At 62.9% G+C, this 11,549-nt stretch carries 11 protein-coding genes and 2 pseudogenes; 10 read left to right on the top strand and 3 right to left on the bottom strand.

Features of this window, described 5'->3' with window-relative positions; translation table 11 throughout:
• Nucleotides 1–295: 295 nt before the first annotated feature.
• The gene (locus ACM530_RS22045; protein WP_416363159.1) at nt 296–3,112 is read right to left on the bottom strand and encodes an ATP-binding protein; all 2,817 of its coding nucleotides are present in this window, start codon (nt 3,110–3,112) and stop codon (nt 296–298) included.
• A gap of 557 nt (nt 3,113–3,669) precedes the next feature.
• On the opposite strand from ACM530_RS22045, the pseudogene ACM530_RS22050 reads away from it, so the two are divergent.
• The 3 genes and pseudogenes from ACM530_RS22050 to ACM530_RS22060 all read left to right on the top strand — a co-directional run.
• Nucleotides 3,670–3,867: pseudogene (locus tag ACM530_RS22050) on the top strand (DUF2063 domain-containing protein); the annotation flags it as partial.
• 240 nt (nt 3,868–4,107) lie between these two features.
• Nucleotides 4,108–5,472, top strand: a complete 1,365-nt coding sequence (locus ACM530_RS22055; RefSeq protein WP_416363160.1) for an MFS transporter — start codon at nt 4,108–4,110, stop codon at nt 5,470–5,472.
• Nucleotides 5,473–5,542: 70 nt separating this feature from the next.
• Nucleotides 5,543–6,670: an MFS transporter gene (locus tag ACM530_RS22060; RefSeq protein WP_416363161.1), complete on the top strand. Its 1,128-nt coding sequence runs from the start codon at nt 5,543–5,545 to the stop codon at nt 6,668–6,670.
• Nucleotides 6,671–6,745: 75 nt separating this feature from the next.
• On the opposite strand, the gene ACM530_RS22065 is transcribed toward ACM530_RS22060, so the two are convergent.
• Nucleotides 6,746–7,267, bottom strand: a complete 522-nt coding sequence (locus tag ACM530_RS22065; protein WP_242199441.1) for a DUF3087 domain-containing protein — start codon at nt 7,265–7,267, stop codon at nt 6,746–6,748.
• Between the two features lie 117 nt (nt 7,268–7,384).
• Here ACM530_RS22065 and ACM530_RS22070 point away from each other — a divergent pair, with 117 nt between their 5' ends.
• A complete protein-coding gene (locus tag ACM530_RS22070; protein ID WP_178119767.1) occupies nt 7,385–7,561 on the top strand; it encodes a hypothetical protein in 177 nt (58 codons plus the stop codon).
• Nucleotides 7,562–7,576: 15 nt separating this feature from the next.
• Complete coding sequence (locus tag ACM530_RS22075) at nt 7,577–7,774, top strand: DUF6021 family protein (RefSeq protein WP_416363162.1); 198 nt, start codon at nt 7,577–7,579, stop codon at nt 7,772–7,774.
• A gap of 37 nt (nt 7,775–7,811) precedes the next feature.
• Here ACM530_RS22075 and ACM530_RS22080 read toward each other — a convergent pair whose 3' ends face one another.
• On the bottom strand, nt 7,812–8,048 hold the full coding sequence (locus tag ACM530_RS22080; RefSeq protein WP_106579910.1) for a DUF6555 family protein: 237 nt from the start codon (nt 8,046–8,048) through the stop codon (nt 7,812–7,814).
• Nucleotides 8,049–8,168: 120 nt separating this feature from the next.
• On the opposite strand from ACM530_RS22080, the gene ACM530_RS22085 reads away from it, so the two are divergent.
• The 5 genes and pseudogenes from ACM530_RS22085 (at nt 8,169) to imuA (ending at nt 11,547) form a co-directional block, all read left to right on the top strand.
• Nucleotides 8,169–9,002: an arylamine N-acetyltransferase family protein gene (locus ACM530_RS22085; RefSeq protein ID WP_416363163.1), complete on the top strand. Its 834-nt coding sequence runs from the start codon at nt 8,169–8,171 to the stop codon at nt 9,000–9,002.
• A gap of 124 nt (nt 9,003–9,126) precedes the next feature.
• The gene (locus ACM530_RS22090; RefSeq protein ID WP_145166135.1) at nt 9,127–9,879 is read left to right on the top strand and encodes an outer membrane beta-barrel protein; all 753 of its coding nucleotides are present in this window, start codon (nt 9,127–9,129) and stop codon (nt 9,877–9,879) included.
• 230 nt (nt 9,880–10,109) lie between these two features.
• Nucleotides 10,110–10,208, top strand: a pseudogene (locus tag ACM530_RS22095) (hypothetical protein); the annotation flags it as partial.
• 107 nt (nt 10,209–10,315) lie between these two features.
• Nucleotides 10,316–10,933 (top strand): transcriptional repressor LexA, encoded by a 618-nt coding sequence (gene lexA / locus ACM530_RS22100; protein WP_106579904.1) that lies wholly within the window; start codon nt 10,316–10,318, stop codon nt 10,931–10,933.
• Nucleotides 10,933–11,547 (top strand): translesion DNA synthesis-associated protein ImuA, encoded by a 615-nt coding sequence (gene imuA / locus ACM530_RS22105; RefSeq protein WP_262207389.1) that lies wholly within the window; start codon nt 10,933–10,935, stop codon nt 11,545–11,547. The genes lexA and imuA overlap by 1 nt, the downstream gene beginning before the upstream one ends.
• Nucleotides 11,548–11,549 lie beyond the last annotated feature (2 nt).

The raw sequence follows: 11,549 nt of genomic DNA on the forward strand, positions 1-11,549 counted from the left end.
ACCTCGGTCCATCAGGTACACCGGGTTGGTGCCATCGCAGGCAAGCCAGCTCCCACATTTGATTGAGTTCAGCTTTCAGAATCAGGTCGGCTGTCAGGCCGCCGTGCTTCGCTTTTGATTTTGATCTTAGGCGCCCCGTTAAACCACGCTCCAAAGCCTGCGTGAGCGCACACCGAGCCTAGGCGAGGTGCCGAGTGGTGGGGCAAGAGCCCTTTGCTTACTTTGGGCTTTTCCAAAGTGACCCGCCGTAAGGGCGCAACCCAAGGCGGCCATCACCCAAATACCGGCGATGCCCTCAGCGATGCTGAAACCTGGGCAAAGAAGCAATGCGTGACTTGGGCTCCTGCAACCGCGCCAGGTCCGTGGCAATCTGCGCCCGCCAGAAGTGCGCACCGGCCAGCTGTGCATCCACCCACGCCTGGCGCAGCAGCACCGTGGCCGTGTCCACCGACCCGTAGTTGCCTTGGCGCAGTGTCAGTTGGGCCTTGATCCGCAGCATCTGCGGCACAAACCAGCGCTCATGGCGGCCGATAGCCAATTGCAGCGTCTCCTCCAACACCTCCAGCGCGAGTTTTTCCAGGCCCAGGCGCGCCAACCCCAAAGCGTATTCACAACGAAACAGGCTGTAGAGCTGACCATCGCCCTGGCCCTGCAGGTGCTGCAGGGCTTGGCCTAGTTGCGGCACGCCTTCTTCCGGCGAGCCCTGGCGGATCAGCAGGATGCTCTCGAAACACAGGCGAAATTGCCGCCAGATATGCAAGTCCTGGCGGGTGGTGCTGTCCTGCAGCAGGCCCAGGTAATAACGCATTTTCGGCAGGTTGGACGCCAGCAGCGCCAGGGGGATCGCCCCCAGGCACAGGGTGTACCAGAGGGTCGCCGGGTGATCGAGTGACACCGCTTCATCGACGCAGGTGCCGATCAGCCGCAGGGCCGGGTCGACGTCGCCTTCCATCAGTTGCACCTTCGCCTTGAGGCAACGTGCGGCGATGCGCTGATCAAACAGCGCGTCGATGATGTGCGAGCGCGGGGCCGACGGTGAACCCAGGGCTTCGTCGATATTTTGTCGGGCGCCCGCCAGGTCGCCCATGTGAAACAGCACCACCGCCCGCATGCGTTTGCCCAGCAGTTGCTGGTTTCCGCTGTTGTTCAACGCAATGTAGCGCTCGGCCAACTCCAGCGCTTCGGCGTACTGGTTACACGCGCAACGGTCACCCCAGAGCCCCCACAGCGCGCGAAGTTTGTGCTCGGCATCGCCGAGTTCGCGGCCGTCCTCGCGCACCTGGCGCCACGCTTCACGCAGCGGGCCGCCCGTGCCGTCGGTGAGCATCAGCGCGCTGGCCAGCGCGGTGTTCAGCAGCATGCGTTGGCGCGCCGGCAACGGGGTGCTGGCGTCGCTGGCCAGGCCCTGGTCAACCCAGCTGCGGCACTCACTGACCAGCGACAGGCGCAGCCATAACGGCACGCCGCCCAACGTCAGTTCAATCCCCAATGGCAGGTTGCCGGTCGTTGAGTAGGCCCAGTCGAGTGCCGAGCGCACCGTGTTGATCTCGGGGCCATACAGCGCGACCCAGGTTTGCGGTGACAGGCCATCCAGGGTCTGCCCGGCTTCCTGCAACACCCCAAGGGCATAGCGCGCATGGCGTTCGGCGGTGGCGTTGGTTTCGCCCTGTTCGGCGAGCTTTTCCAGGGCGTAGGCGCGGGTGGTTTCCAGCAGGCGATAACGTTTGAGCAACTGCGATTCGCCGGCGAGGAGCAGTGACTTGTCCATCAGGCTTTCGAGCAAGGGCAGGGCATTGCGCGGGTCGAGGGCGCTGCTGGCAGTCATGGCCTTGACGGCATCAAGGGTGAAGGAGCCGGTGAAGACCGCCAGTTGGCGCAGCATCGCCTGCTCGTCGCCGCTGAGCATCGAATAGGTCCAGTCCAGGGTCGCGCTCAGTGAGCGATGGCGGGCGAGGGCGGTGCGCCGGCCGGTCATTTGCAGGCGGAAGCTGCCGTCCAGCAGGCCGACCAGGTCCTGGATGCCAAAGGTGCGTACCCGCGCGGCTGCTATTTCGATGGCCAGCGCATTGCTGTCGAGCTTGCGGCAGATGGCGCTGACGGCCGCCACGTCGGTGTCGTTGAAAACAAAGTCGGGGTCGAGGGCGCGCACGCGTTCCACAAACAGGCGCACGCCAGACCATTTCAGGGCTTCGACGGCGCTGAGTGTTCTGTGTTCGTCGGGCACTTGCAGCGGCGCCAGGTCGTGCACGCGCTCGCCCTCGGCGCGCAGCGGCTCGCGGCTGGTGGTCAGCACGTAGCATTGAGGGGCACTGCGCAAGAGGGTTTCCACGGCATCGGCGGTGGCCGGCAACACGTGTTCGCAGTTGTCCAGTACCAGCAACAGGCGGCGGTCGGCCAGGGTGGCGGCGATGCTGCGCAGCGGCTCGTCGCTGACGGTCTGGATGCCCAGGGCGCTGGCGAGCAGGCCGGTGACCCATTGCCCGCTGGTGGCCGGCGCCAGGTCGACGAAGCAGGTGTCCAGCTTGAGTTCGTTGGCTAACTGATGGGCCACGGCCATGGCGACGGTGGTCTTGCCGATGCCGCCAGGGCCGGTGATGGTCAAGAACCGCTGGGTCAGCACCTGGTCGGCAAGGCTGTCGACCAACTCATCGCGGCCAATCACCTCGCAGGACGGCGGCGCGACAGAGGGCTCATGGACGCGCGCGTGGGGCACCGGCAGATGGTCTTCGCCGGCCGCCTGCACGGTCACCGGCGCCACGAAGCGATAGCCGCGGCCCGGCACCGTGACGATATAGCTGAAGTTGCCATCGTCGCCCAAGGCTCGGCGCAGCGCTACAATCTGCGCGCGCAGGTTGCATTCCTCCACCACCACCTTGGGCCAGGCGAACGAGATCAGCTCGGCTTTCTCCAGCAGTTCACCGGCGCGGGTGGCCAGGGCAATCAGCAAACACAGGGCGCGGCTGCCCAAGGTGACGGGCTCACCGTTTCGCAGCAATACGTGCTGGCGTGCGAGTAACAGGAAGGGGCCAAAACCAAGGGCGCTTTCGGCGCACGCCGGGGCCAGGGGTTCTGCGTCCATGAAGGACACTGCGTGGTTCTTGCTTGAGCTCATCAATTCGTCCTTTTTATAGTCAGGCTTGTTATTGGCGATCAGGCCATTCGCCCTTTTGGGTACAGATGTGCAGCAGCAGTCTTGGAAAGTTGATGTCGATCAAAAAGTCGAAAAGGTCGCCCTCCTTTGGGGCGTTGTCGTTTTTATTGGCGTGCCACGGATTGTGTTTCAGTTGATGAGACTGTCTCAAAGCTGAAACATTTTATTACCAGAAACAGGGATAAAGCAGAATGTATGCCAGTTGGCATGTAACAAAGATGACAACAACCGCATGAAATTTATGGTGATTTTTAGGGTCATCGAGGCCGCTTGGAGGGCTTCGTTCGGAAAGGCGAATATTTCTAATTGTGTCGTTCGGGATGCCGAATAATTTGGCGTACATCGGGCGGTTAATTATTCACTGTGTATCCGCGCACCACCTTGATACACCGGCATGACGTTCTGTCGTGTTTGCGACACAGAGCGGATACACGCCTGGCGTTAACGCTGTTCACCAGCCGGCGCCGGCGGTCACGCACCGCGACGTTGAAGACGGTGTTCCCGCATAACCCCGACGTGTATGGCGGCGCCAGTTCACCTCGCGCTTGCGGCAGGTGCAGGCGTTGGAGCTCGACGCTTTGCTGCATGTGCAGGGCGACGGCCGTTGTGCCCGGTTGTGTGAATTTTTGGTGGCGCGCCTGGGCGAGGAAGCAGGCGTGGTCCAGGCCGGTTGGTTGGGCGGTGAGTTGATAGTGGGGGCTGTGGCGAGTGAATAACCTGTGGCGAGCGGGCTTGCCCCGCGTTGGGCTGCGAAGCGGCCCCAAAGGCTGCCTACCGGGTTTGTCAGATACACCGCGGCGACTGGAGGGGGAGCGTACGCACTCCAACGCGGGGCAAGCCCGCTCGCCACGAAGCGGCGGTAAACATGAAAACTCTGACAGCCAGGCAATTGGCCACTGAAAAAATCCGCATCTGCCCGTACTCTAGGGGCCTTTGTTACCAGTGCCGGATTGTTCATGTCTTCTGTTGCCGATGGGTTGCCCTTCAATAAACGCCTGCCGGCTGTGATCGCTCTTTCTTTGGGGATCGGCATGGCGACCCTCGACACGGCCATCGTCAACACCGCGCTGCCCACATTGGCCGAAGGCATCGGCACCGACTCGGCCTCGGTGATCTGGGTGGTCAACGCCTACCAACTGGCGATTATCGCCACGGTGCTGCCATTCGCTTCGTTGAGTGATGTGTGGGGGCACCGTCGGGTATACCTCGGTGGGTTGCTGCTGTTTATTGTCTCGTCGCTGTTGTGCGGGCTGGCCGGGTCGTTGCTGACCCTGACGGCCGCGCGCGTGGCGCAAGGCCTGGGCGCGGCGGCGGTCATGAGCGTGAATACCGCATTGCTGCGGCATATCTACCCGGCAAAAATGCTCGGGCGCGGCCTTGGCTATAACTCGCTGGTGGTGGGGCTGGCGTTCACCCTCGGGCCGACTGCCGCGTCGGCGATTCTGTCGGTGGCCAGCTGGCACTGGCTGTACCTGATCAACGTGCCGTTGGGCCTTTTGGCCCTGGGTCTGGGCCTGCGGTCATTGCCGACACTGCCCATGACCGGTCACGCGTTCGACCGCCTCGCCGCGCTGCTGTGTGCCGGGTTGTTCGCCTTGCTGGTGCTTGGCCTGGGCACGGCGGTGCACGGCGTTCAGGGCGCATTGACCCTGGGCCTGATCGCCGTGGCGCTGGTCTGCGGTGCGTTACTGTTACGCCGCCAGGCCGGACACCCGGCGCCGATGCTGGCCCTGGATCTGTTCAAGCGCCCGGTGTTTGCGCTGTCTTCCCTTACGGCGATCTGTGCGTTCAGCGCTCAGGGCCTGGCCTTTGTGTCATTGCCGTTTCTGTTGCAGGCGGTGCTTGGTCATAGCCAGGTGGAAACCGGTTTTCTGATGACGCCGTGGCCGGCCGTTGTTGCGGTCATGGCCCTGGTCGCAGGGCGCCTGGCAGATCGCGTGTCGCTGGGCGTGTTGTGCGGCATCGGCCTGTTGCTGCTCAGTGCGGGGATGGCGGCGCTGGCCACCCTGGGCGGCGGCGCGTCGGCCTTTGATATCGGCTGGCGCATGGCGCTGTGCGGCGCCGGGTTTGGCTTTTTTCAATCGCCCAACCTCAAGGCGATCATGACCAGCGCACCCTTGGCCCGCAGCGGCGGGGCCAGCGGCATCGTGGCGATCTCGCGGCTGCTTGGGCAAACGCTGGGGGCGTCATTGGTGGCGTTGTGTTTTCACCTGTCCCTGGGCAGTGGCCCGCAATACGCGCTGTGGTTGGGTTGCGTGTTTGCGTTGGTGGGCAGTGTGGCCAGCGGTTTGCGTTTGTTGCCCTATGGGAAAAAGGCGTGATTGGGCGTTGTAAAGTCCGCCATGGGAAGGCTAACGTGGCGGCCTGAATATTTCAGGATGTTTCAGATTTATGTCCAGCCTGGCCCAACGCACTGCCGATACCACGTCCCGACGCGCCGCGCTGACCCTCGCGTTATGCCTGCCCAGCGACGTGTTGCTGTACTTGCTGTTGCCGATGGAGTCCCAGGCCTTTGGCATCACGCTGGCGCAGGCCGGGGTGTTGTTGGCAGCCAACCGCCTGGTGCGGATTTTTGGCTATCGGCATGTGCTCAATTTCTATGCGCGCAACGGTGACCGGCTGACGTGCATGATTGCTGCCGGCGCGGCGACGGTGTGCGCCCTGGGCAACTCGCTGCTGTCGGGGTTCGCTGCGCTGCTGGGCCTGCGGCTGATCTGGGGCCTGTGTTTTGCCGCGCTGAACCTGTCGACCCAAGTGTTGGCAACGTCCGAGCCCGCTGGCGCAGCCCGCCGCGCGGGGCGTTCACGCGCGATGATCGCCCTCGGCCCGATGCTGGCGCTGCCGCTGGGTGGCTGGTTGACCTTATGGGCCGGTCCACGTCCGATCTTTGTGATGCTTGCCGGCTGCTGCCTGGCGGGCTTGTGGGTGGCGCGTGGCTTGCCCACCGCCGGGCATGATTTGCACGGCACCGGGCGGCGCTTCAAGTGGCCCGACAGTGTGGCGACCTGGTCGTTTATCGAGGGCGTGGCGCTGGACGGGCTGTTTATTTTTGGCCTGTCGATCCAGGCACAAAAGATTCTCGGCGGCGATGCGGTGCTGATCGCCGGCGGCTTGATGGCCCTGCGGTATGCCTCGGAAATGCTCCTGAGCCCCCTGGGCGGCCGGGCGGCGCAGCGCTTTGGCGCCACGTCGATGCTGTTGCTGTTTTCATTCTTGAGTGCTCTGGCCCTGACGGCGTTCGGCAGTTATTGGGTGATCGTCGGCGCGGCGGCGGTATTGGTGCTGCGCGCGCTGCAATTGCCGCTGGTGACCACCCTGGTGGCCGAGCGCAACCCGGGCTCGATGCGCGTCTCGGCACTGGCCTCGAATGCGGTGTGGCGTGATGTCGGCGCGGGCCTCGGGCCGTTGCTGGCGGGCCTATTGCTGCCGGTGGCGTCAGCGCCGTGGGTGTTCGGCCTGGCGGGCGCGGCCATCGCGGTGAGCGCGGTATTTTGCTGGCGCACCCAGGTTTCCAACTGACACGGTGAGGGGGTGTGTGTCCCTTCAAGAAGACTTCGTACAGGTGCTGGATGAACAGCGCATCGGCGTGCTGGCTTAGGCGCTTTTAAGGCTGTCCAGCCATGCGGGGTCCAGGCGTGTTTGCTCGGTGTCGATGCCCAGTGCCTGCATCTTCGCCTGGTGGGCGTCGATCTCGCCGAGCAATTGCGCCTGGGCACTGGAGTTGGCGTCCAGCGCATGCATCTGCGTAAGCCCCAAGTGGTAAAAACGCAGCAGCTTGATCGCCGTCGGGTCGTTGGCCTGCACGCCTTCGGTGACCTTGTGCATCACGTTGGTGACGCTCATCAAACTGCGCTTGAGCTGCCAGCCATACACCGCCGGCGCGAGCCAGGGCTGGGTCCAGAACGGCCCGCGCACCAACGCGACGGTGATCAGCACCCCGGCAAACACACCGCCGACATTGAAGCGAAAGTTGTCACCGCCAGGTTCACCGAACAGCATGACCGCCAGGCTCGACAGCAGCATTGCCAGGGCCACGAACAGCACGGCAATGATCAGGGTGCTGCGGCGGGTCTGCTGGCGGAAGGTGGCGGGGTCGCAGGGTTTGAGCTCGAACATCCGGGTCTGGTCTCAAGAGGGGCGGGGTGGCATCTTCGCATGCTTTGCGCAATCAAGTTGAACGATGGCTTGCCGCGGTTTCTCTACATCTGTGTAGCCCCCGTGAGGTAAACCATCATGCCCGAATACAAACAGCCGCCGCCCGGCACCCCTGACCCTGATCGCACACCTGGTGAGGAGGAGCGCGATAACGATGCGTTACGCCCCAACGACCCGGCGCAGCGTCAGGACGACGATGTGGAACAGGTCGAGCAAGACCTCGAACACCTTCACGACAAAGCCCGCCCGCTTTAAAACCAGGAGATCGCCGTGAGTAATCCCCCGAAAGGCCCGCGTTCAAACGAGCATGGCAGTGGCAAGGACGAGCTGGGTTTTGACCCGGACTCCCCGGATGTAGCCGACCCGCAAGTCGATCCCATCGGCCCTGCGATCGCGCCATTGGACAAGGAAAAACAGCCGAAAAAAAAGCCGCCCTATGATCCGCTGGGCGACTTGAAAACTAACTAAAGAAACACAAAAAGCCCCGCCATTGCGGGGCTTTTGCTTATTTGGGCGGCACCCAGGTGACGTCGGTAATACCGAACTTTTCCGCCCAGGGCCGGGTGGTTTTTTTCACCTGTTCGTGACCCACACGCCCAATGCGGCTGACATGGGCGATGTCGGCATCCACCGCTGCCCAATGCCACGCCTCGGCGTTGTTCATCACCTCCGCGCGCACCACAAAGGACTTCGGTTGGCCGTGCAGCTGGTAATTAATGGTGTAGATTTTTGCGGTACTCATGTTGCCTCCCTGTCTTGTTATAGATGGATCGGTGAGTGTTCAAAAAGGTTCAGTCAAAATGACAAGTCGCACACTGGCCCTGCATAGTGAGCGCTTCGCCCCGCGCTCAAGGATCGCGCCATGCCCCGCTTGACTCATCGCCAGCTTTATCTGCAACGCCTGGGCTACGACACGCCGCCGCCGCCGACCCTGCAAACCCTGCAGCAATTGCAACTTCGCCATGTGTGCACGTTCGCCTTTGAAAGCCTGTCGACGTTGCTGCGCTGCCCGGTGCCGATCGACTTGCCGAGCATCGAGCAAAAGGTTCTGCTCGATGGGCGTGGCGGGTATTGCTTCGAGTTGAACCACTTGTTTCTCGCGCTCTTGCAGGATTTGGGTTTCGAGGCGCGCGGCCTCACCGGCTGGGTCGTGATGGGCGGGCCGGTAGATGCGCGCACCGGACGCACCCATCGCCTGAGCCTGGTTACCCTGGAAGGCGTGCGCTATGTCACCGACGTCGGCTTCGGCGGCATGGTGCCAAGCAGCCCCTTGCAGCTGGACACCGAGGCGACCCAGGCCACTGCCCACGAACCCTATCGGCTGACGTGCAATGGCGCCGATTACACCTTGTGGGCCAAGGTGGGCGAGGAGTGGCGTGGCTTGTATGTGTTTGACCTGCAGGTGCAGGCGGATAGGGACTATGAAATCGGCAACTGGTACGTGTCGACGCACCCGGATTCGGTGTTTGTCGGCCAATTGAAAGCTGCGCTGCTCGCGCCGGGTAAACGCTACACATTGAATAACGCCCACTACGCGGTCCACTGCCTGGATCAGCCCAGTGAAAAGCGCGCAATCGAGAGTGTCGATGAGCTGCTGGCAGTGCTGCATGGCACCTTGGGTATTCGCCTGCCGGTGCATCCTCTTCTTCGCGAGAGCCTTAATGGCCTAGTGATGGCGGCTTCCAAAGAAGCTTGAGATAGAGCCTGCGCTGAACCGTTTTTTCTCCAAATCGACGCAAATTAATTCGAACCTTTCGCGAAAGCCGAGGTTCGAAGCGATTCCTGAATAATTTGCTCACCAGACAAGGAGATGTAAAACGATGTCCAAGCTATTCGGAAAATTCCTCAAGGGCTCCTCGCTGTTGGCGCTGGTCGCTGCGCCTGCCGTGGTGTTCGCCGCTGCACCGACGGGCCCGATTTCGGTTTTCGGTCTGCAGGGCAGCTACAACGACTTCAAGCTCGAAGGCGGCAGCGACAGCGACAAGGACCACATGCCTGAAGCGGGCCTGTTCTACAACTTCGGCAACAAGCTCACCGCTGAATCCGGCTTTATCTACCAGGCCGGGATCGAAGCCAAGTACGGCGAAAAGAGCGACAACAAACTCAAGGAAGGCCAGGCTGACCTGGACCTCGGCTGGCGTGCCGCGCTCGACGCGCGCAACTTTGTCGACGTGATTGTGGGTGGCGGCTACAGCTGGACCCGCTACGAGCCGGACACCAATGACTACGACGTCAAGCTCACCAACAAGTCGCCGTTCGCCAAAGCTGCCCTGGGTTACAACCACCAGTTCGATGACATGACTCTGCGCGTCGAAGCCGGTGCCCGTCGTACCATCGACGGCCGTGCCAAGCTCAAGGTCGATGGCGTGGGCAGCGACACCGTGGACCTCAAGGACCGCACCAACCCTTACGCTGAAGTCAGCCTGCTGATGAACCAGAAAGGCGACCTGCCAGTGATGGCGGGCCTGTACTACACCCGTACCGAATACAAGCTTGACGACGACTCCTATGTCGCCGACAACACCAAGCTCAAGCGTGACGAGTACGGTTTCAAGGTCGGTATCGCGTTCTAAGCGAACCGCTGGATGCGGGGTGGCCAACGCCCCGCATTCGACTGCCCCACCAAGCCCCCTTTGTGTCCGCCAAAACCCTCAACGCCGTGGCGTTGCTGCCTTAGTGTGCAAGCAGCTTCCATAGCCTGAGAAGAGAGGGTGGCCATGCGCTGCGTTGCTTTATTACTGGCCGTCCTCGGCCTGCTCACCGCCTGTGACGACACGCCCAAACATCCCCCCCGAACGCGCCACTGCGGCCCACGCAGAGTGAGTATGGGCTGTTGCAGTTTGGGGATTTGCTGGCGGTGCGCGGCGCAAAAATAGTTGAGACCTGGCCAGTTTATGGCTGACTCGGGGGGCAGGCTTGCGCTGAGTACCGGTGCGTTGCTGCCCTCGGACAGGCACTCAAGCGCTCCCGACTGACGGCTATTGTCAGAGATTTCCTACAAGAGTACAAATGTACTCCATGACGACCCTGACCCCCCGCCGCACTGCCATCCTGACCTTCATCCGCGACCGTATCGCGCAGCAAGGCCAGCCCCCCAGCCTCGCCGAGATCGCCGAGGCGTTCGGTTTTGCCTCCCGTAGCGTTGCGCGCAAGCACGTGGTGGCCCTCACGGAAGCCGGTTACATCGAGGTCAACCCTAACCAGGCCCGGGGCATCCGCCTGCTCAACCAGCCGGCACGCCCCGAATGGCTGGATGTGCCCGTGCTCGGCCGCGTCGCCGCCGGTTTGCCGATTGGCGCCGACGCTGAAGTGCACAACCGCCTGCAACTGGACCCCGCCACGTTTGCGAAAACCCCGGATTACCTGTTGCGGGTGCAGGGCGATTCGATGATCGAAGACGGCATTCTCGACGGCGACCTGGTCGGCGTACGTCGCAGCGCCGAAGCCTTGAACGGCCAGATTGTGGTGGCGCGTCTGGACGGCGAGGTCACCATCAAACGCTTCGAGCGCCATGGCGAGCATGTGCGCCTGCTGCCGCGTAACCCCGCGTATCAACCCATCGAGGTAGGCCCCGACCAGGACCTGGCCATCGAAGGGGTGTTCTGCGGTCTGGTGAGGCAAGGCTGATGGGCGCCGTCGTTGCTCTGGACTCGCTGTTCAATGGCGGCCGAGTCTGGAAGGGCCGGCCGGTTGCGCCGCCGGCCAGCGTGCACCCCACCGGGCTGGCGGCGCTGGACGCGGTGCTGCCCAGCGGCGGCTGGCCGGAGGCGGCCCTGAGCGAAATCCTGATGGCCAAGGAAGGGGTCGGCGAGTTGCAATTGGTGTTGCCGACCCTGGCGCGCTTATCAACGGCAGGGGAGCGCATCGTGCTGGTCGCGCCGCCGTACACGCCGTACCCGCACGCCTGGCAGAACGCCGGGGTGGATTTGCGCCAGCTTTCGGTGATCCAGGCCGAGGAGCGCGATACCTTGTGGGCCGTCGAACAATGCCTGCGTTCCGGCAGTTGCGGCGCCGTGCTGTGCTGGCCGCGCAAGGCCGATGACCGCGCCTTGCGCCGTTTGCAGGTGGCGGCCGAAACCGGGCAGACCCTGGCGTTTGCCTGGCGCTCTTTACACGAGGCAATCAATGCCTCGCCCGCCGCCTTGCGCCTTGCCATTGAGGCAAAACCTGCGCAAGTGCGGGTGCTCAAATGCCGGGGCGGGCTGGCCCATCCGGCGCCGATTGCGCTGGCGGGGCACTGAGG

The sequence above is a fragment of the Pseudomonas sp. NFX183 genome, assembly GCF_047943075.1.
Classification (GTDB): Bacteria; Pseudomonadota; Gammaproteobacteria; order Pseudomonadales; family Pseudomonadaceae; genus Aquipseudomonas.

Excerpts from the sequence above, each read along its gene's own strand:
- ACM530_RS22045 (WP_416363159.1), bottom strand. The coding sequence starts at position 3,112 with ATGAGCTCAAGCAAGAACCACGCAGTGTCCTTCATGGACGCAGAACCC.
- ACM530_RS22055 (WP_416363160.1), top strand. The coding sequence starts at position 4,108 with ATGTCTTCTGTTGCCGATGGGTTGCCCTTCAATAAACGCCTGCCGGCT.
- ACM530_RS22060 (WP_416363161.1), top strand. The coding sequence starts at position 5,543 with ATGTCCAGCCTGGCCCAACGCACTGCCGATACCACGTCCCGACGCGCC.
- ACM530_RS22065 (WP_242199441.1), bottom strand. The coding sequence starts at position 7,267 with ATGTTCGAGCTCAAACCCTGCGACCCCGCCACCTTCCGCCAGCAGACC.
- ACM530_RS22070 (WP_178119767.1), top strand. The coding sequence starts at position 7,385 with ATGCCCGAATACAAACAGCCGCCGCCCGGCACCCCTGACCCTGATCGC.
- ACM530_RS22080 (WP_106579910.1), bottom strand. The coding sequence starts at position 8,048 with ATGAGTACCGCAAAAATCTACACCATTAATTACCAGCTGCACGGCCAA.
- ACM530_RS22085 (WP_416363163.1), top strand. The coding sequence starts at position 8,169 with ATGCCCCGCTTGACTCATCGCCAGCTTTATCTGCAACGCCTGGGCTAC.
- ACM530_RS22090 (WP_145166135.1), top strand. The coding sequence starts at position 9,127 with ATGTCCAAGCTATTCGGAAAATTCCTCAAGGGCTCCTCGCTGTTGGCG.
- lexA (WP_106579904.1), top strand. The coding sequence starts at position 10,316 with ATGTACTCCATGACGACCCTGACCCCCCGCCGCACTGCCATCCTGACC.
- imuA (WP_262207389.1), top strand. The coding sequence starts at position 10,933 with ATGGGCGCCGTCGTTGCTCTGGACTCGCTGTTCAATGGCGGCCGAGTC.